Origin of the sequence: Shewanella sp. ANA-3, assembly GCF_000203935.1 — a bacterium.
GTDB lineage: Bacteria > Pseudomonadota > Gammaproteobacteria > Enterobacterales > Shewanellaceae > Shewanella.
The window spans coordinates 4,082,031-4,108,336 of record NC_008577.1; the positions used below are offsets into that span (position 1 = coordinate 4,082,031).

A 26,306-nucleotide genomic window follows, 5' to 3' on the forward strand; every position below is an offset into this window, starting at 1 on the left:
AACTTAACTACTAGACCGACTTGGTAGGTTAAAAGGGAAGACGTACGGTTCATAAATAGACAATAGACTGATTTATCATAGGATTAACAAAAGTTAATCCAACCTAGCAGGCTATTGTTCCCCAACAAATAAATACCCTTTCGGCCAATTGTCTCTCGGCCCTATGACTCGTACCTTGATGCCTGAATTGGTCGGTGTGTTTTTCAGCCCGCCAAAACACCTATACATACAAGGAGTCACTTGTGCCAAGTCTATTAACACGCTTTTTGGTACTGCTCATCTTGTTATGTAGTTGTCTGACACCCAGCCAAGCGGCAGATGTCAGTGAACTGCCCATTACCCTGCAGGCGCTCATTGAGCGTTCTGGGCGCGATAACCTTATCGACCTAGTGCAGCAAGGTACGGCAAACCAAGCGATAGTGATCCAGTCGGGCAGCGATAACAGCGCCTATGCGACGCAAGCAGGTAACGACAACGTTTCGCTTGTGACACAGATTGGTTCCAACAATGAAGTCCAACTACTGCAAGTCGGCACTCAAAACACGGCTTCAATCACCCAGATTGGCAATGACAATTTGGTGCAATTGAACCAACTAGGAAGCGGCAATTTTTCGATCCAGCAGATTGCAGATGGTGCTGCAATCTCAATAACTCAGTATTAAACAGGGAGAGTCACATGAAATCACAAGCGAAAAAATCACTCATTGCGCTAGCTATTGCGACTGGCTTAAGTGGCCAGGCATTTGCAGCCAGTCTCATTAACGACATCAGCGTTGAACAAACTGGCCAAGGTCAAGACACCTTAGTGGCGCAAACTGGGTTAATTAACGCTGCAGCAGTTACTCAAACGGGTAACGACCAAGTTGCCACCGTATTACAAGACGGTGTGTGGCATGAAGCGCAAGTTAACTCAACGGGTGATGCCAACCATGTCACTGTGACTCAACAAACGGATTGGCATGTTGCATCAGTTAACGTCACTGGCAATAACAACGAAGCTGAAGTAGCGCAGGATGGTTTCTTCAACCAAAGCAGCAACGACATCACTGGTAACGACAACCTGGTTTCTGTGAACCAATTAGGTGAAGTGAACGAAAGCTACGTTGAAATCACTGGCAACGAAAACAGCGCCTTCGTAGAACAAGAAGGTGATGCTAACCTCGCAGTATTCCGCGTTCAAGGCGATAACAACGATGGCGACATCAAGCAATACGGTAGCAACAACCAAGCGGGTTTAATCGCACTCGACCTGACCGCTAACGTGGGCAATAACAACGATGTATCGGTTGAACAGATTGGTAACAACAACTTTGGTGCGGCTAAAGGCATCGCGGGTAACGACAACAGCGTCGATATCTATCAAAAGGGTGAAAGCCATACTGGCTTCGTTTACGCCTTAGGGGGTAGCGAGAACGACATCACCATGAAACAAGAAGGCAGCAGCAACACAGCTTACCTGTCAATGACCACGGGTGATGACAACAGCATCGATATCGCTCAAGACGGCAACCGTAACACTGTAGGCGATACTTTAGTTGCCGACATCCAAGGTAACGACAACGATATCACTATCAAACAACGTGGCGACAGCAACGGTGCAGAGTTCCAAGTATGGGGCGATAGCAACGACGTTGACTTAAAACAACGTGGTGATGCTAACTTCGCAACCTTTGGTGCTTACGGTACTGACAACGATTTCGACTTATCTTCTAAGGGTGATAACAACGAACTGGTTGCCTTCGCAACAGGTGAAGACAACAGCATCGAAATCAGCCAAGAAGGTGATACAAACTTCGCTTATGTGGATGCCGTGGGTAACGACAACGAAGTAGATGTTGAGCAAGATGGTGATCAAAACGAGACTATCATCAGTGTAACGGGTAACAACAACGCCGATGTGACTGCACTGCAACACCGTGGTGATTTGAACCTTATCGATTTAATCATCGAAGGTGATGAAAACTCAGCTCAAATCACTCAAGCGGGTAACGGTAACTGGGTAGGTGGCGATAGCGGCACTTCATTCGCTTCAAGCTCATTTGGCGTGCGTGGTGACAACAACAGCCTAATGATTACCCAAACAGGCAATGACAACTTAGTTGTCGGTTCACAAGCTGGCAATAGCAACAGCATCAGCGTTAATCAAAGCGGTGATATGAACGTTGCAACTGTTGTTCAGTACTGATCTTTATCGATAGCCGTCTGCTGTAGACGGCTCAATAAAAACGGGAACATGAATCATGTTCCCGTTTTTATTTGCGTATAAAGTGCAAAAGTGAGTTAGCGCTTGTCGAATCTTGCCGATGTAAATCACCATCCCCGCTCACTCACACCTCACCTCACCTCACCTCACCTCACCTCACCTCACCTTAGTAAGCTTAAGGCTTAACTGCAAAACTCAAAATGGGTTTGATAAGTTTGCGCCCAACGTAATAGTTCAACGCGATTGCGAGACTGGGTCTTACGGAAAATAGAGGAAATATGCGCCTTCACCGTATGCTCACTGATGCAGAGTCTATGGGCAATCTCCTTATTGCGCGCCCCACTTGAGACGAACTGAATAATGGTCCTCTCTCTGGAGGTAAGCGCTTGCAACATGGCGACGGTATCGGCGGGCATCTCATTTTGCCCATCCAACTTTTGCACCACACGGCGAAACATCTTACTGAGCAAGGTTCTATCGTACCAAAGCTCGTCGGCCACCATCTTACGCAGCCCCGTTAGCATCAAATCCATCCGCTGATCTGCAAATAACAGACCGCGGATCCCCAGCAGCATGGCTGACTCTTGGTCTAAGGAATTACGCTCGACTTGATACAAAGCGACGGGAACATGTGGCACAAGACGTGACGCTAAGAGTGGGATCCCTTTATTGTCTAAGGCCGCGCCCTTTTGGGCGATTAAACAGAAACTGCGCTGTCCTTTATCTAAATTTAACTCAGAAGCCTGTTTAACAATCCGTGTTTTTAACCCGATAGATTCTGCCAGTATCGCCAAATGGCAAGGCGCTGCCACTTGATGCAGAAAAACTAACTCATTGATAGTACTCAATTTACTCTTCTCCCTGAAAAGTATTTCGTCTTTATTAGTCTAATATTGAACTTAAGCGTGCAAATGCACAAAAATACAATTAATTAACATAGCCCATTTTGACTAGTTACCGCATGAATGCCATCACCCGAATGTACTAAATAATCACTCTTTTTTTATAGTAAGTTCGACTAACAGACCAAGGCTTTATCACTAAACAGTGATTAATCCTGAGGCTTAACGACGGAACAATCAGGTTACACCTTAGTCTATAAAGCTCTCAATCGAAAGTTTAAACAAAAAATTAACAGAAAAAGATGACAATTTGAGGAATAAAAATCCCCTCTAAGGAAGCCTTAGAGGGGATTTTTGGTAAGTGTTTGAGCCTAAGCCTGACCGATAAGTTTTGCGATTTGCTTATCCTGCACACGGGACAAACTGATTAGTGCGACAATGGCCCCAATCAAGGCCAAAAACATATCCGATTGGGTATCCCACACATAACCTTGAGTGCCTAAGAAGGCCTCAGCACCTTCGCCCGTCGCGGCGGCCACCCACCATTCAATCAGTTCGTAGAAGGCGCTGAAGGCCAACACAAAGCAAGTGACGAGAAAGGCACACCAGGCTCCAGGTTTAACGGCTTGATTACGTAACATAATCTCACGGGCTAACATGGCCGGAATAAAACCTTGGGCAAAATGCCCGACCTTGTCGTAGTTGTTACGCTCGGTCCCCATCCACTGGGCAATCGTGTCGAACAGTGGCACTTCGGCATAGGTATAGTGCGCGCCAACAAACAACACACAGCAATGCACTAGCACCAAAAAATACACTAAGGGCGTCAGCGGAAAACGCTTGCGGGTAAAAAAGAGCAAGGGCACGGCCACTAATGCTGGCAGGGCTTCGAGCCACCAAGTGAATGGATCTGCGGGTTTTATCGCCGACCATATTAAAACTGAGAGGTAAATACCGCACCAAATGATTTTGTTATTCAATGTTCCTTCCTCTTATGCGATATTGTTCTAATTCTAGAATATTAACTTTAGCCATCTAGCCCTCCACAGTGAGCAAAAAAAGTGCTACTTTGGAAGGCCAAGGTTGTCAGCATATCACACAGAACTATTTCAATTAATTAGAGGGTACCCATATCATGGCGAAACATTCGCTGGACAAGGATAAGATCAAGATCCTGTTGTTGGAAGGCGTCCACCAATCTGCGGTCGATGTATTTGAACGTGCTGGATACACCAATATCGAGTATCACAAAGCCTCCTTAGGTGATGAAGCCCTGCTCGAGTCCATCAAAGATGCTCACTTTGTTGGTATTCGTTCCCGTACCCAATTAACGGCTGAGGTATTGAAGCGTGCCGAAAAACTGATTGCGATTGGTTGTTTCTGTATCGGTACTAACCAAGTGGATCTGGCGACCGCCGAATTACTCGGTATCCCAGTATTTAACGCACCATTCTCTAATACCCGCAGCGTGGCTGAACTGGTATTAGGCGAAATCATCATGCTGATGCGCGGCATTCCTGAACGTAATGCTATCGCCCACCGTGGTGGCTGGATGAAGACGGCCGCCGGCAGTTACGAAGTCCGTGGCAAAACCTTAGGTGTGATAGGTTATGGTCATATCGGTACACAGCTCGGGATCCTAGCTGAAACCTTAGGCATGCGCGTGGTGTTTTTCGATATCGAAGACAAACTGCCATTAGGCAATGCCCAGCAAATCCATTCGATGGAACAATTACTGGCACAGTCCGATGTGATCAGTTTGCACGTCCCTGAGACGGCGCAAACCAAAGATATGATCAGCACCGCCGAATTTGCCGCCATGCGTAAAGGCAGCATCTTTATCAACGCCTCACGCGGCACTGTGGTCGATATCGATGCCCTAACGGTTGCCCTTAAAGAGCGTCACCTTGCGGGCGCGGCCATCGACGTATTCCCCGTCGAGCCACAATCGAATGATGATGAATTTATCAGCCCATTACGTGGTTTAGATAACGTACTGCTGACTCCGCACGTGGGTGGCAGTACTGCCGAAGCCCAAGAAAACATCGGTATCGAAGTTGCCGGTAAGTTAGCTAAATACTCTGACAACGGTTCGACCGTATCTGCGGTTAACTTCCCTGAAGTGTCGCTGCCAATGCACAAAGGCATTTCGCGCTTACTGCACATTCACCAAAACCGTCCTGGCGTGCTAATCAAAATCAACAAAGCCTTCTCTGAAAAAGGCATCAACATTGCCGCTCAGTACCTGCAAACCACTGCAGAAATCGGTTATGTGGTGATGGAAGTCGATACTCACCAAGCCGAAGAGGCACTGGTTGAACTTAAGGCCATTGAAGGCACACTGCGCACCCGCGTATTGTTCTAATGCTTTAAGCACTCAGCTTGAGTGAATTTATAAGGCGCACATTTCATTCAAGATATGTGCGCCTTATGCTTTTGAGCGCCGCTTAATTCCGCTACAATCTAGCCTCTTGCATCGTCTTCATTTTCAGGATCTCCGCTATGACTATTGCAGTTTCGACACCCACTTGGGATCTGGACGCCTCCATGCATCCACTTGTGCTCGCCAACCTATCCCACCTCGGCCTCATCAAAGTAGTCGGTGAACAGGGGCGCAGTTTTATCCATGGCCAAGTGACTACGGACATTAGCTCACTCGAAGCCAACCAATGGCGCTGGGGCGCACATTGCGATCCTAAGGGTAAGATGATCGCCAGCTTCCGCACCTTTGCTATCCAAGAGGCGCTGTTGATGCTGCTGCCAAGGGAGACTATCGAGGTCGATCTGCCGCAACTGCAAAAATATGCGGTGTTTAGCAAGGCAACCCTGACCAATGCGACGGCAGAGTGGACTTTACTCGGCGTAGCAGGCGAACAAGCAACACAATTTGTGACCCAACACTTTGGGGAAATCACTGAAGAACTGACGCTGGTCGAACATGGCGCCATTTTAAAGGATGCGGATCGTTTTATTCTGGTTCTGCAGCCAGAGGCGGCAACTACCTTAGTGGGCGAGCACACAGTGTTTGATGCCAGCGCTTGGCAAGCCTTAGAAATTACAGCAGGCTACCCTAACCTAGCGCCAAGCCATGCTAATCAATATGTGCCGCAGATGTGTAACCTACAGGCTATCAACGGCATCAGTTTTAACAAAGGCTGCTACATGGGCCAAGAAACTGTGGCTCGGATGAAATACCGTGGCGGTAACAAGCGCGCGCTCTATATTCTCCACGGCACGACTTCCTCAGACATCAATTTGGAAAGTGCTCTCGAGATCGAATTGGAAGATGGCTATCGCAAGGGCGGGCAAATTATTGAGTTCGTACAGCGTGGTAATCAAGTACTGCTCACCGCTGTGCTGGCAAACGATACCGCGAACGATGCCAAGCTGCGCTTTGCCGACGATGAGCAATCCAGCTTACACATTAAAGCATTACCCTACTCGCTCGAAGAAGCCTAGCTTCTAAACGAGTCGTATTGAAAAAGGCGCCCTAGGCGCCTTTTGCTTTTAATGCTCGATATAAGTATCTCGAATCGCCACCACCTCGGGCAGAATTTGCTTAAATTCCTCCACCAGCTTAGGGTCAAAGTGTTTGCCCGCTTGGCTTTCGAGTAACTCGACCGTGGCTTCGATTGTCCAAGGCTCCTTATAAGGACGGCGCGAAGTCAGGGCGTCGAAGACATCCGCAATCGCCACAATCCGGCCTTCAATCGGAATATTTTCCCCTGACAAACCATTAGGATAACCAGAACCGTCCCATTTCTCATGGTGGGTCAAGGCGATGCGCCGCGCCATTTGCAGCAGTGGATCGCCATGTTCGCCAATGATCTCTGCACCAATGGCAGCATGTTGTTGCATGATTTCCCACTCATCGGCATCAAGCTTACCGGGCTTTTTCAGCACCGCATCGGGCGTGCCGATTTTCCCTATGTCATGCATGGGCGCCGCGTTATACAACAGCTCGCAGAAGGTGCTAGGCAAGCCCAGTTTAACGGCCAGCATCCGTGCATAGTGGCTCATACGCACAACGTGCAGGCCCGTTTCGTTGTCTTTGTATTCGGCGGCGCGACCTAAGCGGCGGATAATTTCGAAGCGAGTTTCTTCTAGCTCTTGGGTGCGTTCTTTGACTTGTTGTTCTAGCAGGCGTTTTTGATCGTATAGCGCCAGATGGGTTCGCACCCGTGCTTTTACCACGGGAGCACTCACAGGCTTAGTGATGTAATCGACGGCGCCGAGTTCAAACCCTTGAGTCTCGTCGGCCACCTCAGACAAGGCGGTCACAAAAATCACCGGAATATGGCAAGTTAAAGGCTCCTGCTTAAGCAGCTTACAGACTTCATAGCCGTTCATGCCAGGCATCATTACGTCGAGTAAAATCAAATCCGGCAGGGTTTTGGCGACAAGGGCGAGCGCTCTTGGTCCATCAATCGCCACCTTGACCTTATAATCCTCACCGAGTATGCCCACTAAAATATCGATATTTTCCGGTGTATCATCGACGACCAATATTGTTGCCTTATCCATCAACACTTTCACCTTATCCTGTGGCTTATCAATGGCCAATACCGCACTCTCTTGACCGGTTTTTAGGTTAATTCCGCAAGCACTTCATCAATCAAATCCACTGCTTCATCAAACTGATACTGATTAATCATAGTCAGGGCTGGGCTGAGCTGCAGCCATAACTTGCTACTCACCTGAGGTTTTAACGCATCGATTTGCGCCACCGCATCTGAGTCAGCATCCTCTAGGCTTTGTCGCAGCTGTTTTAAGGCGGTGACTAGCGCCTCTGGCGAGAGTTGTTCGCTCGTCGATGTAGTCGACTCCTCAAACTGCGGCTTGACCCGCTCAATGGCATCACAAATCGACGCCACTAGCGCTTGGATTTGGTCTAACTCAGTTTGGTATTCGCTCTTCTCACTTAAGTGCAACTCTAGTTGGCGGGCTAATTCCACCAGCTTGCTAGAGCTTAAGTTACCCGCGAGCCCCTTCAAGGTATGCGCCATCCGCACGGCATCGTCACGTTTGTCATTGGCGAGCGCTTTATTGATGAGATCCACCACATTACGCTGACTGGTAACGAAACGATCGAAGCTCCTTTGATACAAACGGGTAGAGTTTTGAACTAATTGTAAGCCCCTATCGATATCCAGCTCAGGATGCTCGGGCCATTTCACCACAGATTCAGAATCTAAGTTGATCGGTTTAACTGGAATATCAACCAGTTGACTCGGTTCTGTGTTATCGACCAGCGACGCGCTGCCACCTAAGTATTTCAACAGGGTTTGATACAGTAGGTTGACCTCAATCGGCTTAGCGATATGGTCGTTCATCCCCGCTCTTAAACACATTTCCTTATCGCCAGCCATCGCATTTGCTGTCATCGCGACCACGGGCAGCTCGGTGAGTTCGGGCCGCTTTCTAAGAGCCTGCGTGGCCTGATAACCGTCCATCACTGGCATTTGGCAGTCCATCAACACCAGATCGAAGCTCTGCTGCTCCAGCTTATCGAGCGCTATCTGGCCGTTAGTGGCAATGGATAAGATAATCCCCACCTGCTCTAAAAACTCGGTGGCCACCTCAAGGTTCATCTCATTGTCTTCAACCAAGAGGATGCGCTTACCCTTAAGCGGCAATAACAGTTTAGGATCGATGCTCTCGCTCTGGCGTCTCACGGGGAGAACTCCCGCCCGACCGAGGGAATTTATAATGCCGTCGAGCAACCTAGATGCACTAATGGGTTTACTGATATATCCGGCCAAGCCAAGTTCTTCAATTTGGCTTAAGAAGTCTTGGTTTGCATGGGCCGACACCATCAAGATCCGCGGTGCCTTCTTCGCCTGTTGCTTGATTTGTTTAGCCGTTTCTATGCCATCGAGGTTCGGCATCTTCCAGTCGATTAAGGCAACGGCATATTCCTGCTGAATACAGCGGGTCACAGCCTCTTCGCCGGAGCGCACAGTATCCACCCTAAAGCCCATGCTTTCTAAGGTGGTGCGCATAATGTCGCGGGCGGTGGCATTGTCATCGGCAACCAGAATCGGCATGCCTTCAAGCTCTTGGGCGACCGTTAGCTTTTGACCGCTGGAAATCTGCAACTTAACGGTAAAATAGAAGGTACTGCCGTGGCCGAACTGACTTTCAACCCCAATGGTGCCGCCCATCAGTTCGACGAGCTGTTTACAAATCGCCAACCCTAAGCCCGTACCGCCGTACTTGCGTGTTGTAGAGGTATCGGCCTGACTGAAGGATTTAAACAGTTTGGCCTGCTGATCTGCGGTTAAACCAATACCGCTGTCGCGCACACTAAAGCGCAGCACCACATCGTCATTTTGCTGCTCAACCAAGTTGAGCGATAACAAGACTTCACCGCGCTCGGTAAACTTAATCGCGTTGTTCATCAAGTTGATCAGCACTTGCCCTAAACGCAGCGAGTCACCAAATAAGTGCCTAGGCACATTGGGCGCCACCGCAAACAGCAGTTCAAGCTGTTTATGGGCCGCCTTCTCGGAGAACATATCGCTGAGATCTTCGAGCATAGTATCGAGCTGGAAGGGCACAGATTCGATATCTAACTTGCCGGCTTCAATTTTAGAGAAGTCGAGGATGTCGTTAATGATGGAGAGTAAGGATTTTGAGGCGCGCTCAATTTTCTCCACATAGTTCTTCTGCTTCTTATCCAGCGCTGTCTGCAAACAAAGTTGCGACATACCGATAATGGCATTCATCGGCGTGCGGATTTCATGGGACATATTCGCGAGGAAATCGCCCTTAGCCTTACTCGCCGCATCCGCCTCCTCTTTCGCCACTAACAGTTCGTCAGATAAGAGTTTCAGCTCTGTCATATCGACCATACTGACCACGGCCGATTCGAACTGCTTCTGGCTATCAAACAGTGCCGACACATTGACCGTCATCCACAGTGGCTCACCATTGGGGCGAATAAAGCTACGTTCACCGCGATAGTGGTCGACTTTACCTTCGGCCAATTCTCTAAACTGAGCCTTAGCGGTTTCTTTATCCTGCAGGCTCAAGACATCGAAAATTGGCACACCGCAGAGTGACTCACGGGTCTGGCCCATGTCTTCGCAATATTGGTCGTTACAGTCGAGGATCACGCCTTTGGCATCGACGTTCACAATGCCAATGGTCGAGCCATCAAATAGCGCCTTAAAGTGCGCCTCGCTAACTGCCAACTCTTCTTCAATGGCTTTACGCTCGGTAATATCCATCACGTAGCCATTCCAAATAATGGCGCCATCATCGTTGTAGTGACCGCTCGCTCCCGCCTCCATCCAGCGAATACTGCCGTTAGGATGGCGATAACGGAACTCACGCACCCATTGCAACTTGTCCTCACTCTTACCCGCTAAGGCACGCACCACCTCGGGGCGTTCCTCATCAAAAATCCGCTCGGCAATGATATTAAAGTCTTTCAGTAAATCTTCGCGGTGTAAGCCCAGCATATGGAATGCCGCGCCGGAGAGGAAAGTAAAGGTATGATCCGCAGGAGAAACCCAGCGCAACTGATACACAGTACAAGGGATAGATTCGGTAATATTGGTGAGTTGCAGGCGCGACGCCTCAAGCTCAACCATGGCCAGTTTGCTCTCGGTGATATCGTCAATACTGCCGTCAAACCACAGTGGGAATCCTTCTTCGGTATAACTCGCCTTGCCCTTTTCATGCACCCAGCGAATGCTGCCGTCACGGTGGCGAATACGGTATTCCACCTCAAAGGTTTCCTGCTGCGCCAGCGCCCTATCGATATGTTGATGGCATAGCTCACGATCTTCTTCCAAGATCAGCGAGGCAAAGGTGCGTTGACGGTTTTCAATAAACTGGCTCGCCGCAAACCCCGTAATATCGGCAATGTTGTCACTGACATATTCCATCACCCAGACATCGCCGATGCGCGTACGATAGACGGCGCCAGGAATATTGGTCACTAGGCCGCGGAACCTTAGTTCACTGTCACGGATTTTTTGCTCTACGGCTAATTTCTGGGTCATATCCCGAATCGATGCCGCCACTTGTCTGCGACCTTCATGATCGGCAGGTAAAATACTCAAGGCGATTTCGGCGACAAACTCCCCGCCATCGGCTTTAAGCGCCCGCACATGGCGCGCATTGGCCATGGGGCGATCGCGGCCTTCACGCAAAAATTGCAGGCGGTCGCGGGCATGGTTGCTGCGCATGGCTTCAGGCAAGAGTGACTCCACCTGTAGCCCTAACATGCTGTTGGCATCGTAACCAAAGAGAATTTGGCAGCGGGTATTAGTGAATACAATTGAGCCCATCTGCTCGACGATCAGCATCGCCTCTGGCGCCGCTTCGAGTACGGCATTAGACCAAGTGGCAGCGGAGAACTGTTCGGTCACATCGGTGAATAACATCTCCACCGACATCAGCTCGCCCGTATCCGAAACCAAGGGCAGCATAAAGAGGTCGAGCATACGTGGGTGGCCACTCGCGTCGAGCAGCTCGACTTGATGGGAAGGAACGTTCTCCCCCTTCAGGGCTAAATCCGTGTATTCCCAGTTTTTTTCATTTAATGGATTGGCGGTAAACAGTCTTTGATACTTACGTTTGAGTAGCTCAGGTGACATGCCCAAGACCTTAGTGACGCCCTCACTCACCTGCGCCAGCTGCCCTGAAGGGTCGAGCGAGCAATAGAAGGACTTATCACTCATGCCATCGATCAGCCGCGCGAAACGGTTACCGCGGGAGTCTAAAATCGCCTGTTCACGCTCGCCGAGGAGTTCCGCCATCTGGTTAAAGGTGCTGCTTAAGGTGACTATCTCACTCACCGCACCTTTGGGGATCGCTAATTGCTGGGCTTTACCCTGACCGAAGGCCAAAATGCCCGACTCCAGCGCCTCAAGCGGCCGAGTCAAACGTTTAGCGGCGATGTAGCAAGTGAGTAATAACAATAGAGTTAATAAACTAAGGTTAAGCACCACGGACGCCACATCATCCAGCAGCGTTGCAAACAGCTGATGTTCGGGCACCATGACAATGACGCGCCATTTGAGCTTAGCGACTGAGGCAACACTGGCGAGATACACAGTGCTCTTATCATCGATAAAGCGCGCCTGTCCGTTTAACCCCTTATCTAATAATGTCCAAAAGTCACTGTTTCGACGGGTATTTCTATCGAGCCATTCGGCGGAGGTCACGGCGAGCACTTTCTCTTTATCGCTGTGGAAGATCAGCCGCCCTTGATCATCGAGTACCACTAATTGGCTTGGCTGCACACCAAGTTGTTCAGGCAATTTATCGAGCGCCAAATCGACGGTCGCCACCCCAAAGTAATCATTTTCAGGGCCAAAAGGCACCGAATAAGTCACCATCAAAGTGTTTCCCGCGCCCTCATCAAAATAAGCCTTAGACCAATAGCCTCCGGGTTGATTAATGGCCTTTGACCACCAATCCCAGGAGCCATCGGTATAGTCATAACCCTCGGCGCCAATATCTAGATAATGGAAGTTGTTGCCATCGCGGTAAACATAGGGGGAAAAGAGTTTTTTATCGGGGAAGGTATAAGGTTTAAACGCAACGGCTGAGCCATAAAAATCGGGATTGCGTTCGATGCGATTAGTGAGTACCCGTTTGATTTTCTCACTATCATTAATGCCCTCCTTATTGGAGATAAACCCAATAAAATCGGCAACACCTTGCGTATTGGCCTGCGCATGTTCGATTAGCAACTGTAGGCGATAGGCGGAATGATTCGACTCCTGGGCTAAGGAATCGTATAGCTTTCGCTCGGCAGAAAGATAATTAAACCAAGCATTAATGCCGTAAACGGCCGTCATGATAAGAATTAAAGGCAGCGCAATATGGGATAGAATTTTGCTGCGGAAGGTACGAAGTTTACTTTTATCCATGGCGTCGCCTCAAAGCCCCCGTTTTTAATCCACCCATTTTTGGGTAACCCTTATAAAGTAAACGAAGAACCCCTTATAAAGTAAACGAAGAACCTTGTGGCGACAATCTTAAAGTTAAAATAATGTGAACTAATATATTGTTTTCACAACATTAATAAATTGGGTCTAATGTACGGTTTGAGAGTGTCCGAACAAAATAGCTTTGGGTTTCGGCAATAATGACGTGCCTTAATCCAATAATGGCAATCAAGTTAGGGATCGCCATTAAACCATTTACCGTATCGGCCAATAACCAGATCACATCCAGCTTGATAAAGGCGCCGACCGCAATCAGGCCTAAAAACAGCATTTGATAGGCACGCAGCCCACGTTCGCCCACTAAGTAATACCAGCAGCGCTCGCCATAGTAGTGCCAACCTAAAATGGTGGTGAATGCAAAACAGACTAAGGCGATGGTCACTAAATACTGACCGATAGCCGCCGAACCGCCTAAGCTAAAGGCCGCGCTGGTCATGGCTGCGCCGGCGGTATCGCCGCTCCAGACACCCGTAATAATCAGTACCAGTCCCGTGATAGTACAGATGATAATGGTATCGAAAAAGGTGCCCGTCATACTGACTAAACCCTGCTCGACCGGCTCATTGGTTTTCGCCGCCGCGGCGGCAATTGGGGCGCTACCGAGGCCAGACTCGTTCGAAAACACCCCGCGGGCAATCCCCATTTGAATCGCCTGCGCCACGGTCGCGCCTAAGAATCCGCCCGCCGCCGAAACAGGCGTAAAGGCCGACTCCACCACTAACTGCAATGCGGGTAAAATCGATTCGGCAAAACTCACTAAAATCCATACACAAGCCAGTACATAACCAATCGACATCGCTGGTACTAACTTTTGCGCCACGTTGGAAATCCGCTTCACCCCACCTAAGGTTACCGCCGCGACTAACAGGGTGAGCACCAGTGCCGTCGCCCAAGTGGGCACCTCAAAGGCAATGGTCAGGGCATCGCTAATCGCATTCACTTGGGCAAAAGTACCAATCCCGAAGAACGCCACCCCCACGCCAAACAGGGCAAACAACTTCGCCATCCAATGTAGGCCCAGCCCCCGCTCGATGTAGTACATGGGGCCGCCTGCAATTTGCCCGCGCGCATCGGTGGTGCGATATTTTACCGCCAACATACATTCGGCATACTTGGTCGCCATGCCGAAGAAGGCCGCCAGCCACATCCAAAATAATGCCCCTGGGCCGCCCATCTTAATCGCGGTTGCCACCCCGACAATATTGCCCGTACCAATGGTGGCGGAGAGTGCCGTGCACAGGGCGGCGAAGGAAGAAAGATCCCCATGCCCTTTGGCGGGTTTAAACAATAAACCGAGGGCCATTGGCAGACGAAATACTTGGATAAGCCGCAAACGCAAGGTGAGATAGATGCCCGTACCTACGAGTAAACACAGGGTAACGGGTCCCCAAACGATACCGTTCAGGCTGCTGAGTAAAGCTTGAAAACTCATGATATTCCTCAATTATTAAACAACTTAATTAATAAAGGAGGAGGAAAAGAAATGGCTGTGACACACCGCTGCCAGCCTAAAGAAAGACTATCACCCAGCCAATAAAGGCAAGGAAAGAGTCCAAAAGACAAACGACAGGGACCGTGCAGTCATCCTCTCCTCTGTCCTTTTGCCTGAGCGTTTCGCAGAATGCATCCATCGACGCACCTACTTTCGCCTTCGGCGCCACCTATTATCGCGACTCAACGCAATCGGTAGTCTCTCCAGAGGCTCGTCCAGTAACAGTCCACGCCTTGCGGCACCTGAAAGAGTGCTTTGGTTCGGGAAAGATCCCAAACAAAGTTGCCTCGTCGGTGTGGGGTTAATTCCCCACTCTCCTGCTACCTTCATCCGAACGGATTGTTAAATCGATAGTCCGCTATCGATTTAACAGGGCGCACAGCATGCAACAAACACAAAAATAGCTCAAGCCCATTTGCTCACAGAATGGGGTTCCAAAACCACAATTGATGATAATTTAAACAGCATAAAACCTAAGTCTGAATCCAAACAAAGTGAACCTTAAGGACCAAATAGCAGTATCTATCAGAAGATAAAATGTTTTATCTTTAGTCGGGCTAAATGTTGCCAGAGTGGAAGGATAAATGTCAGAAGTAGCCAAACTTATCCAAGTGAGTAAAAGTTTTCGCGACGGCGAGCAGCGCCATACAGTACTGCAAGCCGTCGATTTAACCTTGCATCGCGGCGAAACCATCGCACTCACGGGCCCCAGCGGCAGCGGTAAAAGCACACTGCTAAATTTGATCGCAGGCTTTGAAACGCCAGACAGCGGCCAGATAGTGTTGAATAATCAATCCACCCAAGATTGGCAAGACAAACACTGGAGCGAGTTCAGGCACAACCATTTGGGCGTGGTGTTTCAACAATTTAATCTGCTGACTCCGCTCAATGTGAGAAACAACATAGGTTTTTCACTCAATCTCAACGGCGCCAGTTGGAATCCTTGGTGCGATTATCTCGTCGACAAATTGGGGCTGGCTTCGCTGCTCAATCGGCAGGTCGAAGCGCTTTCAGGCGGGCAACAGCAAAGGGTCGCTATCGCCAGAGCCTTAGCCCACAACCCGAGTTTACTGCTGGCCGACGAACCCACGGGCAACCTCGATGATGAATCGGGAAAACAGGTGATGTCGCTGCTATGCGAACTGGCCAAAGAAAGCCAAACCAGCATACTCATGGTCACCCACAGTGAAGAATGCGCCGCTTTTATGCACAAGCGCTGGCATCTTTCCCACGCCGCTGTGTCTATCTCCGGTTAACTAGATGATGAGTCCTGCATTAACCCCTAAGGCCAATCACAGCCAAACCAGAAACCGCCCATGGCTGCGGATCTACTGGGTATTAAAGGTCTTTCTCGCCCACTATCGCCACGCGCCGCTGCAAGCGGGCGCGATTTTGCTTGGCCTTGCCCTCGCCGTGACTTTGCTTATCGGGGTTAAAGCCACCAATGATAATGCTATTCGCAGCTACAGTGAGGCCACAGAACTCTTGAGCCAGCGAGCCGATGTGTTCTTAAGCGCGCCCATTGGCCAAGAAACCCTCGACGAATCAGTGTATTTCAGCCTGCGCCAAGCGGGCATAAGCCAAAGCCTTGCGGTTGTCAGCGGTAGAGTGGCGGGCCTGAACGGCCAGTTCTGGCAAATTGAAGGCAGCGATATCGTCGCAGCACTGACGGCGAGCCTAAGCTCAAAAGAGGAACAAAAGCACAACGCCAGCACAAAGCAAGCAGCCAATCCTAAAATGTCGATGGGAGCGCTGCCGCTCGCCGAGTTAATGAGTGGTGAGCCGATAGTGGTTATCAGTCAGAGCCTTGCCAATAAAATCGCACCCAATGGCCAACTCGACCTCGCGCCCGCGTCTTTTGCACCAGACAAGCTTAAGGTCATCAGTATCGATGATAGCTGGGGGCTGGGCAGTGCGATTCTGACCGATATTTCCCTCGCCCAAACGTTGCTCGGGATGCAAGGCAAACTCAGCTATATCGCCCTATTCAGTGACAGGGATAAGCTCCCCACCTTAAAGCAGCGGCTCGAAACCTTAGGTATTACGCCGCTTCGCGCCAGTTACAGTCAACAAGATCAAGGCCAAGCCTTGATGGCGCTTACCCGCAGCTTTCATTTAAACCTCAATGCGATGAGCATGTTAGCCTTTGTGGTCGGACTGTTTATTGCCTATAACGGTGTGCGTTACAGCCTGATGAAACGCCAACGTCTATTAATCCAATTGCTGCAACAGGGCTTAGCACGGCGTGAAGTCATGCTAGCCCTGCTTGGCGAGTTGCTGCTGTTGGTGGTGTTGGGCTCGCTAATGGGATTTATCCTAGGATTACAGCTGAGTCACTGGTTGCAACCTATGGTCGCTATGACCTTAGAGCAGCTCTACGGCGCCCACTTGTTGCCGGGGATTTGGCAATGGCGTTGGTTGGCCGAAGCGATAACCCTCACCTTAGTCGCCGCCCTAGCCGCCTGTTTACCCTTGTATTTTGACTTAACCCGCCAATCCCTCGCCCAAGGCGCTAATCGTTATCAACAAACGCAGGCCCACAACAAAACCCATGGCAGGCAGTTTATCTTAGCCTGCTGCCTGCTCACGCTCGCCGCAATACTCATGCCCTTCAGCCAAAGCTATAACACCAGTTTGGTATTGTTGGGCATGGTTGCCGTTGCGATTCCATTGTTATTACCACAAGTATTGCATTGGGGCGTTAGCTTGCTGCTGCCATTGACTCGCCCCGGACTTAAGCACTATCTCCTCGCCGAAACCCGCGAGCTTATCGCGCCATTGTCCCTCGCCATGATGGCGATACTGCTGGCACTGAGCGCCAATGTGTCGATGAATACCTTGGTCGGTAGCTTCGAGCAAACCTTAAGAAGCTGGTTAGAAACCCGCTTGCATGCCGATTTATACCTGCGCCCCAGCGCCAACCATATGGCCGAAGTGCGCGATAAATTGAGCCAAGATCCTCGCCTGAGTGGCCTGTATCAGCAATGGCAAGTGGAGGCCGAAGTATCACCCCAAGGGGCGGCGCAAACGATTCCCGTCAACCTAATTAGCCGCGATGATGCATCGATTCAACACACCAGCACACTCAAACAAAGCTTGCCGGATCTCTGGCAAACTTACTTTGAAGGGCGTTACGTGTTAGTCAGCGAACCCATGGCCATTAAGTATCAGCTGCAACTCGGCGATAGTTTGGCGTTAAATGTGCTAGACAAAACCGCCAATAATCCCGTGGTGATCGCCGGGATTTATTACGACCATGGTAATACCCGTAATGAGCTCATCATCAGCCATGAGCTATGGCAACGGGCGCAGCTACCCGTGTTACCCATTAGCCTTGCGGCCAGTTTCCACTCTGTCGAGCCAGAAGAGCAAACCACTGCGACTCAGCGCAAACTCAGTGAGGCTGAGCTAGATGAACTACAAGGGCAATTGGCCGTTACATTGGGCTTAGCACAGGCACAAATTTACAGCCAAGCCAAGATCAAGGCTCAGGCCATTGCCATGTTTAAGCGCACCTTCTCAATCACCTTAGTGCTCAATAGCTTAACTTTATTGGTGGCGGCCATTGGGCTATTTAGCGCCTGCTTGATGTTAACTCAATCCAGGCAAGCGCCATTGGCGAGGCTGTATTCCCTCGGGGTGAGTCGTAACAAATTGCGGACTATGGTGTTCAGCCAAATGCTGCTAGTCGTGGTCATCACTTGCCTGATGGCCATGCCCACAGGTGCACTGCTCGGCTATTTATTGATTGATAAAATCACCCTGCAGGCTTTCGGCTGGACAATCAAGATGATATGGGATTGGTTTGCTTATGGAAAAGCCATCCTCATTGCCTTAGTGACCTGCACCTTAGCCGTACTCTTACCGCTTTACTGGCAAACCCGCAGGCCCTTAATCGCCAGTTTGCAGCAGGAAACCCTATGAGCGCACGCGTACCTCAAACCAAGGCTTGGCACCTTAATCCATTAGCGTGTGCAACGCGATTTAAGATCGGCACAAGCGCAGGCTTTATTTTGAAGAGTGCCATAGGAGGCTTACTGCTTGCGACAATAAGCGGCTGCGATAACGCGCCTTCAACGACCGAGCCTCAATCCATGGGGACTATACTGGGGCAAGCAAGCGCAGATAGCCAAAGCTTTGCCAAGGTCACGCCAGGAAACCACTTTCAATTTCCTCAAGATCACCTCGCCCATCAGGATTTTCGTCAGGAATGGTGGTATCTCACCGCTAATTTAACCACTGAGAATGGTGAGCAACTTGGTGCCCAATGGACGCAATTTAGGGTAGCGCTCAAACCTAAGCACACAGAACCGCAAAACGAGGGAGCGACGCCTAAGACAACTTGGGCGACGGAGCAGCTTTATTTTGCCCATAGCGCACTCACCTCCAGCACTTCTCACCTCGCCCATGAAAAATGGTCGCGGGCGCATCCATCACTTGCAGGGGTAAGCGCAGATCCCTACCAAATTCGCCTCGATAACTGGCAATGGCGCAGTCAGTCAAATGAGTTATTCCCTGCAACCTTGAGCGTTGCAACCGATGACTTTAGTTATCAACTCGAGCTTAACAGCCAAGCGCCACTGCAATATCAAGGGGATAAGGGTTACAGCATTAAGAGTCGCGACGGCAAAGTCGCCTCTTACTACTACAGCCAACCCTTTATCACGATTCACGGTGAAATCACCCGCCATATCAAGATCGATGGCCAAGTGGAAAACCGCGTCGAGAAAGTCACAGGCCAAGGCTGGTTAGATAGAGAATGGAGCTCGCAGTTTTTAAATAAGAGCCAGCAGGGCTGGGATTGGTTTGCCCTTAGGTTAGATGATGGTTCGGCGTTGATGCTATTTCAGCTCAGGGAACAATCCTCCGATAAAGCACAATCGGCCTTTTACAGCGCCAGACGAATGTTTGCAGATGGTACCGGACGCAACATTAATTCCCGCGATAACCCCGATGAGATTAAAATGACCCCACTCGAGTGGCAAACCACCAGCACGGGTAAATACCCGATCCGCTGGCAAGTGCAAATCCCAAGTGAGCAAATCGACATCCGCATTTCCCCCTTAAATCCCAATAGCGCCATGGCGTTATCCACCTCCTATTGGGAAGGCCCGATTGAGCTTAAAGGCAGCCATAGCGGCACAGGTTATATGGAGCTGACGGGCTATTAATCTCCATACGTCTGACTTAGCTCTAATGTGATCTCCATATCAAAAACAGCGACTTAACACGCATTACTCTCATACTATCGATTGCAAATACTGTTGGATTTTCAATCAGTGATTGCATTTCGATGAAAATCCCAATAAATTATTATGACAACGTTGTCAAAACAATCAAAACAACAAGATAGCCATCGTAATCACGGACGATTCTATTCAGTTCAATAACACAGGGAGGGGTGAATGAGCGCTTTACGTAAAGGGTTTACCCTGATTGAACTGATGATCGCCGTCGCCATTATTGGCATTCTTGCCGCCATTGCGATTCCTTCGTTTAATGAGTACTTAAAACAGGGTCGACGCTTCGATGCGCAGCAATATCTCGTCAGTAGCGCCCAAGCGCTAGAGCGCCATTATTCCCGCAACGGCCTGTATCCCGCTTCGCAGAGTTTAACCAACAATGCCTACTACAGTTTTAGCTACACCCCCACCACGGATAAATTAGGTTTTAGCCTCAAGGCCGTCCCCACCAGTCGTCAGTCGGATTCCTGCGGCACCTTAAGCCTCGACCATAAAGGTGTACGCGCCCCTGCAACCCATTGCTGGACCCACTAAGATGGCAAAGCGCACTAAAGCGGGGTTCACCTTAGTCGAATTACTGGTCGCTATCGCCATCATAGGTATCTTGGCGAGCATCGCCCTGCCTTCCTATCGGGATTTGATCGCCAGAGAAAGCCTCACCAGCACGGCGAATGAACTGATCTCCAGTTATAAATTCGCCCGTGGCGAAGCCATCAAGCGCAATCAGGCGGTGACACTGGAAGCGACAGAAGATGGGCGCTGGCTGGTCATCAGCAATCAGGAACAACTCAAGGTCTTTAGCCCATCTAACCGCGGCGTCAGCATCGATGGCTTTAACACCCTCAATATCAATGCGACAGGCAACACCACTAAAACCCAGATGAGCCTCGAAAACACCCAAGGCGAAACGCTCAATCTGTGCATATTGCCAAGCGGGCAAAGTTATTTACAGGAGGCGGCATGCGCATAATGGTGCTGGGTGAGAAACAACAAGGCTTTACCATGACCGAAGTGCTGATTTCGTTAGTGGTTTCGGTCACTTCGCTACTGGCGCTCGGCAAAGCTCAGCTATCTTCATTGCAGCATGCGACCAATAGCTTCCAGTATACGGTCGCCACCATTCAAGCGCAGAATGCCATTGAAAGGATCTGGCCGAGGATCTGCGATATTCAGCGCCAACCCGCACGCTTTGAGGATGTCAATTTTAGGGCCAGCCTCAGCCAAGATATGCCCAGCGGTTACACCTTAGTGTTACCGAACACTTATCAAGACACTATGCCCATCACTGTGACTTGGCAGGACGGCCGCATTGAGGACAATAACAGTGTGAGCCTCAACGCCAGCTTTCCGCACTTATGTCAGGTGTAGCTATGTCCTTAAGCGCGAAAAAACAGCAAGCGGGATTTAGCTTATCAGAGCTGATGATCGCTATGGTGCTTGGGCTGATTATTATGCTGGCCGTGGTCAACTTTTTCGCCCCGCTCAAGGCCACTGTTGAAGAAAGTAAACGCCTCGAAAACGCTGCCGATGCGCTGAGATACGCCACCCTCAGCCTCAGCAAGAGCGTCAAACGTGCATCAAATATCGTATCCCTCAGCGCGAATGAGTTAGTGCTCGCAGTTGCAGCATCCCCAGCCCAACCGAGTTTAACTTGCCTAGGAACCAGCAAAACCAGCGATTACAACGAAACCTACCGTTTTGACGCCCCCAATCTGAGCTGCGACGACGGCGATGGCGCTCAGGTGTTACTCACAGGGCTAGAATCGACCCGTTTTGCACTGAATGGCGAACTGGTGACTGTAGTACTCAAGCCCGAAAAACTCCCCGCGCAATATGGCCAAGGGATCCAGCTCGATATCGCCCTGCGTAAGCCCCTATGGCAACAAGCCCTCAACAGCCAACAGAACCCATAAAGCAAGGAAGCCATAATGGACAATCTAAGACCAGCTCTAAGCAATAAGGAACACGGCGCGGTACTGCTTATCGTCTTAGTCTTCAGTCTATTAGCGAGTTTGCTGGTGGTCACGTCCCTCAGGGATAACCTAGTGCAAGAGCGACTGAGCGGTAACTTTCAAAAGCAAGTCAATGCGCAGCTACTCGCCGAACAGGGGATGCATGAGAGTTACAACCAACTCAAGACTCAGCTGCAGCGCGCGCCCAATCAAGGCCTGCAAACCCTTTATGAGCAACTCCCCGCCGAAGCCGATGGCAGCCTCGAAGGCAGCAGCTATGCCCTCGAAAACGGCCAAATCGCCGGGGCCGATCTTAGCCTCGACAGTCGTGGCAATCATTTAGAGGGTGAGGCCAAACTCAACGCCCAGTTCACACTGCAGGGCAGTCACGGAAATACGATTTTCAATGATGCGATTGTGTCCTGCGAAAGCTTGAATTTAACTGGCAGCAGTAGCATCGATGGCTACGATTCCCGTAAAGGCGCCTATGGCGATAGCATCAGTAATGGCCAAGGTGGCAGTGAGCTTAATCAACATGGCAAAGGCAATGTCACGACCATTGAGCCCAATGCCAATATTACGCTCACGGGCAACGCACCAATTTACGGCGATGTTAGCGCCACGGGCAGCGTCACCCTCACCGGCTCGTCGGATATCCACGGCAGCATTCAAGCCAATAATGATGTCACCCTAGGCACAGGGACCATAGGCGGGAATGTCGCGGCGGGCAATAACTTTAACTTGGCCAATAGCGGCACGGTGGCAGGTTCGGTCAAAGCCAATAATAATGCCGCCACGGCGCCCAAAGCCCAAGTGAATGGCACACTGCAATATGGCGGCGACGGTAACTTTCATCAGGACAGCCAGATTGGCAACTTAGTCAACGCACGCCCTAATGTGCCGCCCGTGCCGACAAAATCCTGTGACCCATTAGATATTGGCGCTGTGATGGGCGGCTTTAAGATGCCAAATAACGGCGCGCGCAGGATTGATTCAAACGCCAATGTCACTATCACGCCATCGGGGTCGAGTAAGACCGAACTCGGCTGGAAAGGTGATTATTTCCCGAGCCTTACCCCCACGTCAGAAAACATCTTCGGTAGTGACACCCCAGTATTTAACCTCGACAGCTTAGTCATGAGCGCCGATGGCGTGCTCAATATCAGTGGCGGCGATGTCACCCTGATAGTCAATGGTGACTTTAAGATGAGTGGCTCGAATCAGCTAAATATTGCCCCGGGCTCGAGCCTTACGCTGTTTGTGGGCGGTGAAGTCGCCTTTACGGCGGGAACAAACAACGGTAACAACATTAAGGGACAAACCCTAACCGACAGCAACAAGCCGCCACTGTCTATTTTTTCTGGCTCGGATAAGGATGTCACCGTCAGCGGTAATGTGCCGATTTATGCCGCGCTCTACGCCCCCAAATCTAAGGTTAATCTTCCCGGCGGCCCAGAGATTTTCGGCTCGGTGAGGGGCAAATCCATCACAGCCACCGGAAATGGAAAAATCCATTATGACAATGCCTTAGGCGCTGCCGACTTAGGCGAAGGTAATGCTAATCCCGCGGTCATCCTGCTCAAGCAATGGCAATATTTGTAGAGCTAATGCCCACGTTTAACTCACTCGCTGGCTCCCTCTCCAAAGGGATAGGGATTGTGTAAATTTCAAACTGAGAGTTAGATCACGCGCAAAACTTTGATCCCGATCGACTATCCCCGCCAATACCTCTTGCGAGGTATACCCACATTTTTTATCAGGTCTAGACTCACAGTTATCCACATTGAGTTGTCGCGATGTTTATCGAAAACAACTGAATGAATCTCAAGATAAAGGTACCGCTATGAGTCAGGAATACCATGTCACCAGTCTTGTGGTACATGCCGCCCCTTATGCCTTACAACAGGTTGAGGCCGATATTGCTGCATTAAAGGGCTGCGATATCCACGCCATTTCCCCCGAGGGCAAGTTCGTTATTACCCTCGAAGGCAATAGCCAAAAAGCCATTCTCGACAATGTTGAAGCCATCAATGCCCTGTCCGGCGTGTTATCCGCCAGTTTGATTTACCACCAAGTAGAACCCTTAGAACAAGAGAGTGAGGAAACACTATGAGCATTAGCCGCCGCGAGTTTCTCAAGGCTAACGCAGCGGTTGCCGCTGCCACGGCCGTTGGCGTCACGCTTCCCGTGAAAATGGTCGAAGCCGCCGAGTCAGATAACATTAAGTGGGATAAAGCCCCCTGCCGTTTTTGCGGTGTGGGTTGTAGCGTATTAGTCGGTACCAAAGCCGGTAAAGTCGTCGCGACTAAGGGCGATCCCGAAAGCCCAGTTAACCGTGGTTTGAACTGTATTAAGGGTTACTTCCTGTCGAAAATCATGTACGGCAAGGACAGATTAACCACGCCGCTGCTGCGGATGAAAGACGGCAAATACCACAAAGAAGGCGAGTTTACCCCAGTAAGCTGGGATGTTGCCTTCGATACTATGGCCGCTAAGTGGAAAAACAGCATCGCCACTAAGGGCCCTACCTCAGTCGGTATGTTCGGCTCGGGCCAGTGGACCATTTGGGAAGGTTATGCCGCCTCTAAATTACATAAGGCCGGATTCTTAACCAACAATATCGACCCTAACGCCCGCCACTGCATGGCATCGGCCGTAGGTGGCTTTATGCGTACCTTCGGTATCGACGAGCCTATGGGGTGTTACGATGACTTAGAAGCCGCCGACCAATTTGTGCTCTGGGGCGCTAACATGGCAGAGATGCACCCGATCCTGTGGGCACGCTTATCCGACCGTCGTTTAAGCCACAAAGACTGCCGCGTACATGTGCTATCCACCTTCGAGAACCGCAGTTTCGACTTAGCGGACAATCCTATGGTGTTCCGTCCACAGTCAGACTTAGTGATCCTCAACTTTATCGCTAACTACATCATCCAACACAAAGCCGTGAATACCGACTTTGTGACTAAACATACTAAGTTTGCTCTCGGTGTGGATGATATCGGTTATGGTCTACGTCCAGATCATCCGTTAGAGAAGAAAGCCAAAAACCCAGGCAATGGTAAGTCTAGCCCTATCAGCTTCGAAGAATACGCTAAGTTCGTCAGCACTTATACGCTGGAATATGCGGCGAAAATGAGTGGTGTAGAGCCTGAAAAATTAGAAACCTTAGCTAAGGCCTACGCCGATCCTAAGGTCAAAGTCATGAGTCTGTGGACCATGGGGATCAACCAGCACGTACGTGGTGTGTGGGCAAACAACATGCTCTACAACATCCACTTACTCACAGGTAAAATCGCTACCCCAGGTAACAGCCCATTCTCATTAACGGGTCAACCTTCGGCCTGTGGTACTGCCCGTGAAGTCGGCACCTTCGCCCACCGCTTACCTGCGGATATGGAAGTGGCCAACGATAAACACCGCGCCATCACAGAAAAAGTGTGGCAGCTACCAGAAGGCACCATTCCGCCAAAACCCGGCTTCCATGCCGTGCTGCAAAGCCGCATGCTCAAAGACGGTAAGCTCAACTGCTATTGGACCATGTGTACCAACAATATGCAGGCGGGTCCGAATATCAACGATGAAATCTACCCCGGTTTCCGTAACCCAGAAAACTTTATCGTGGTATCCGATCCATACCCAACCGTCACCGCCATGGCCGCTGACTTAATTCTGCCCACCGCCATGTGGGTTGAGAAAGAAGGTGCCTACGGTAACGCCGAGCGCCGCACCCATATGTGGCATCAACAGGTCAAAGCGCCAGAAGGGGCCAAGTCGGATCTGTGGCAATTAGTCGAGTTCTCAAAACGCTTTAAAGTGTCTGAAGTGTGGCCGGCTGAGCTTATCGCTAAACAGCCAGAATATGCTGACAAAACGCTTTATGAAGTGCTGTTTGCCAACGGCGTCATCAACAAGTTCCCAACCACAGATTGTAAGGGCGACTTAAACGATGAAAGTGCGCACTTTGGCTTCTATCTGCAAAAAGGCATTTTCGAAGAATATGCCGCCTTTGGTCGCGGCCATGGCCATGACTTAGCCGACTTTGACCGTTACCACGAAACCCGTGGCCTACGCTGGCCTGTGGTTGAGGGCAAAGAAACCCTGCGCCGCTTCGTTGAAGGTAGCGATCCTTATGTGAAGGCAGGAGAAGGCTACAAGTTCTACGGTAAACCCGATGGCAAAGCGGTGATTTTCGCCCTGCCCTACGAACCTGCAGCAGAAGAGCCAAATGAAGAATACGATCTGTGGATGTCTACCGGCCGTGTACTCGAACACTGGCATACAGGTTCGATGACCGCCCGTGTACCTGAGCTGTACCGCGCTTACCCCGATGCACAAATCTTTATGCATCCTGAAGACGCTAAAGCCCGTGGTCTGCAACGTGGTGATGAAGTGCTAGTCGCATCCCCCCGTGGTGAGGTCAAAACCCGTGTCGAAACCAAAGGCCGTAACAAACCGCCACGCGGCGTGGTGTTTATGCCCTTCTTCGATGCGCGTCAGTTAGTTAACAAGTTGATTTTGGATGCGACCGATCCACTGTCAAAAGAAACTGACTTTAAGAAGTGTCCCGTAAAAGTGATGAAGGCCTAAGCCTCATTTGATAGCA

19 protein-coding genes and 1 riboswitch are annotated in these 26,306 nt (G+C 50.2%); of the genes, 14 read left to right on the forward strand and 5 right to left on the reverse strand.

The window, feature by feature from the left end:
* The first annotated feature begins 242 nt into the window (after window positions 1-242).
* Both SHEWANA3_RS17865 and SHEWANA3_RS17870 read left to right on the forward strand, forming a co-directional pair.
* Window positions 243-662 carry a curlin gene (locus tag SHEWANA3_RS17865; protein WP_011718206.1) on the forward strand — a complete coding sequence of 140 codons (420 nt, stop codon included), beginning with the start codon at window positions 243-245 and terminating at the stop codon, window positions 660-662.
* Between the two features lie 14 nt (window positions 663-676).
* Window positions 677-2,185: a curlin gene (locus SHEWANA3_RS17870; protein ID WP_011718207.1), complete on the forward strand. Its 1,509-nt coding sequence runs from the start codon at window positions 677-679 to the stop codon at window positions 2,183-2,185.
* Window positions 2,186-2,385: 200 nt separating this feature from the next.
* Here SHEWANA3_RS17870 and SHEWANA3_RS17875 read toward each other — a convergent pair whose 3' ends face one another.
* Window positions 2,386-3,051 (reverse strand): LuxR C-terminal-related transcriptional regulator, encoded by a 666-nt coding sequence (locus tag SHEWANA3_RS17875; protein ID WP_011718208.1) that lies wholly within the window; start codon window positions 3,049-3,051, stop codon window positions 2,386-2,388.
* 365 nt (window positions 3,052-3,416) lie between these two features.
* On the reverse strand, window positions 3,417-4,025 hold the full coding sequence (locus tag SHEWANA3_RS17880; protein WP_011718209.1) for a DUF2238 domain-containing protein: 609 nt from the start codon (window positions 4,023-4,025) through the stop codon (window positions 3,417-3,419).
* A 155-nt stretch (window positions 4,026-4,180) separates the two neighbouring features.
* Between SHEWANA3_RS17880 and serA the strand changes: the two genes are divergently transcribed.
* Entirely contained in the window at window positions 4,181-5,410 is a 1,230-nt protein-coding gene (gene serA / locus SHEWANA3_RS17885; RefSeq protein WP_011718210.1) for a phosphoglycerate dehydrogenase, read from the forward strand.
* A 137-nt stretch (window positions 5,411-5,547) separates the two neighbouring features.
* Window positions 5,548-6,504, forward strand: coding sequence for a tRNA-modifying protein YgfZ (ygfZ, locus tag SHEWANA3_RS17890; RefSeq protein ID WP_011718211.1), 957 nt, complete (start codon window positions 5,548-5,550; stop codon window positions 6,502-6,504).
* A 48-nt stretch (window positions 6,505-6,552) separates the two neighbouring features.
* On the opposite strand, the gene SHEWANA3_RS17895 is transcribed toward ygfZ, so the two are convergent.
* The 3 genes from SHEWANA3_RS17895 to SHEWANA3_RS17905 form a co-directional block, all read right to left on the reverse strand.
* Complete coding sequence (locus SHEWANA3_RS17895; protein ID WP_011718212.1) at window positions 6,553-7,569, reverse strand: two-component system response regulator; 1,017 nt, start codon at window positions 7,567-7,569, stop codon at window positions 6,553-6,555.
* 62 nt (window positions 7,570-7,631) lie between these two features.
* Window positions 7,632-12,935 (reverse strand): PAS domain S-box protein, encoded by a 5,304-nt coding sequence (locus SHEWANA3_RS17900; RefSeq protein WP_011718213.1) that lies wholly within the window; start codon window positions 12,933-12,935, stop codon window positions 7,632-7,634.
* A gap of 151 nt (window positions 12,936-13,086) precedes the next feature.
* On the reverse strand, window positions 13,087-14,445 hold the full coding sequence (locus SHEWANA3_RS17905; RefSeq protein WP_011718214.1) for a sodium:alanine symporter family protein: 1,359 nt from the start codon (window positions 14,443-14,445) through the stop codon (window positions 13,087-13,089).
* Window positions 14,446-14,596: 151 nt separating this feature from the next.
* Window positions 14,597-14,722: riboswitch (glycine riboswitch) on the reverse strand.
* A gap of 367 nt (window positions 14,723-15,089) precedes the next feature.
* On the opposite strand from SHEWANA3_RS17905, the gene SHEWANA3_RS17910 reads away from it, so the two are divergent.
* From SHEWANA3_RS17910 to napA, 10 genes are all read left to right on the forward strand, one after another.
* Window positions 15,090-15,761: an ABC transporter ATP-binding protein gene (locus tag SHEWANA3_RS17910; RefSeq protein WP_011718215.1), complete on the forward strand. Its 672-nt coding sequence runs from the start codon at window positions 15,090-15,092 to the stop codon at window positions 15,759-15,761.
* A gap of 4 nt (window positions 15,762-15,765) precedes the next feature.
* Window positions 15,766-18,429 (forward strand): ABC transporter permease, encoded by a 2,664-nt coding sequence (locus SHEWANA3_RS17915; RefSeq protein WP_011718216.1) that lies wholly within the window; start codon window positions 15,766-15,768, stop codon window positions 18,427-18,429.
* Window positions 18,426-19,676 (forward strand): lipocalin-like domain-containing protein, encoded by a 1,251-nt coding sequence (locus SHEWANA3_RS17920; protein WP_011718217.1) that lies wholly within the window; start codon window positions 18,426-18,428, stop codon window positions 19,674-19,676. The genes SHEWANA3_RS17915 and SHEWANA3_RS17920 overlap by 4 nt, the downstream gene beginning before the upstream one ends.
* 234 nt (window positions 19,677-19,910) lie before the next feature.
* Window positions 19,911-20,282 (forward strand): type IV pilin protein, encoded by a 372-nt coding sequence (locus SHEWANA3_RS17925; RefSeq protein WP_011718218.1) that lies wholly within the window; start codon window positions 19,911-19,913, stop codon window positions 20,280-20,282.
* A 1-nt stretch (window position 20,283) separates the two neighbouring features.
* Window positions 20,284-20,718 (forward strand): GspH/FimT family pseudopilin, encoded by a 435-nt coding sequence (locus SHEWANA3_RS17930; protein ID WP_011718219.1) that lies wholly within the window; start codon window positions 20,284-20,286, stop codon window positions 20,716-20,718.
* Window positions 20,718-21,116, forward strand: coding sequence for a prepilin-type N-terminal cleavage/methylation domain-containing protein (locus SHEWANA3_RS17935; RefSeq protein WP_086017317.1), 399 nt, complete (start codon window positions 20,718-20,720; stop codon window positions 21,114-21,116). The genes SHEWANA3_RS17930 and SHEWANA3_RS17935 overlap by 1 nt, the downstream gene beginning before the upstream one ends.
* 2 nt (window positions 21,117-21,118) lie before the next feature.
* Window positions 21,119-21,661 carry a prepilin-type N-terminal cleavage/methylation domain-containing protein gene (locus SHEWANA3_RS17940; RefSeq protein WP_011718221.1) on the forward strand — a complete coding sequence of 181 codons (543 nt, stop codon included), beginning with the start codon at window positions 21,119-21,121 and terminating at the stop codon, window positions 21,659-21,661.
* Window positions 21,662-21,676: 15 nt separating this feature from the next.
* Window positions 21,677-23,302, forward strand: coding sequence for a collagen-binding domain-containing protein (locus SHEWANA3_RS17945; RefSeq protein ID WP_011718222.1), 1,626 nt, complete (start codon window positions 21,677-21,679; stop codon window positions 23,300-23,302).
* A gap of 241 nt (window positions 23,303-23,543) precedes the next feature.
* Window positions 23,544-23,813 carry a chaperone NapD gene (locus tag SHEWANA3_RS17950; protein ID WP_011718223.1) on the forward strand — a complete coding sequence of 90 codons (270 nt, stop codon included), beginning with the start codon at window positions 23,544-23,546 and terminating at the stop codon, window positions 23,811-23,813.
* On the forward strand, window positions 23,810-26,290 hold the full coding sequence (gene napA, locus SHEWANA3_RS17955) for a nitrate reductase catalytic subunit NapA (RefSeq protein ID WP_011718224.1): 2,481 nt from the start codon (window positions 23,810-23,812) through the stop codon (window positions 26,288-26,290). Before SHEWANA3_RS17950 ends, napA begins: the two co-directional genes overlap by 4 nt.
* Window positions 26,291-26,306 lie beyond the last annotated feature (16 nt).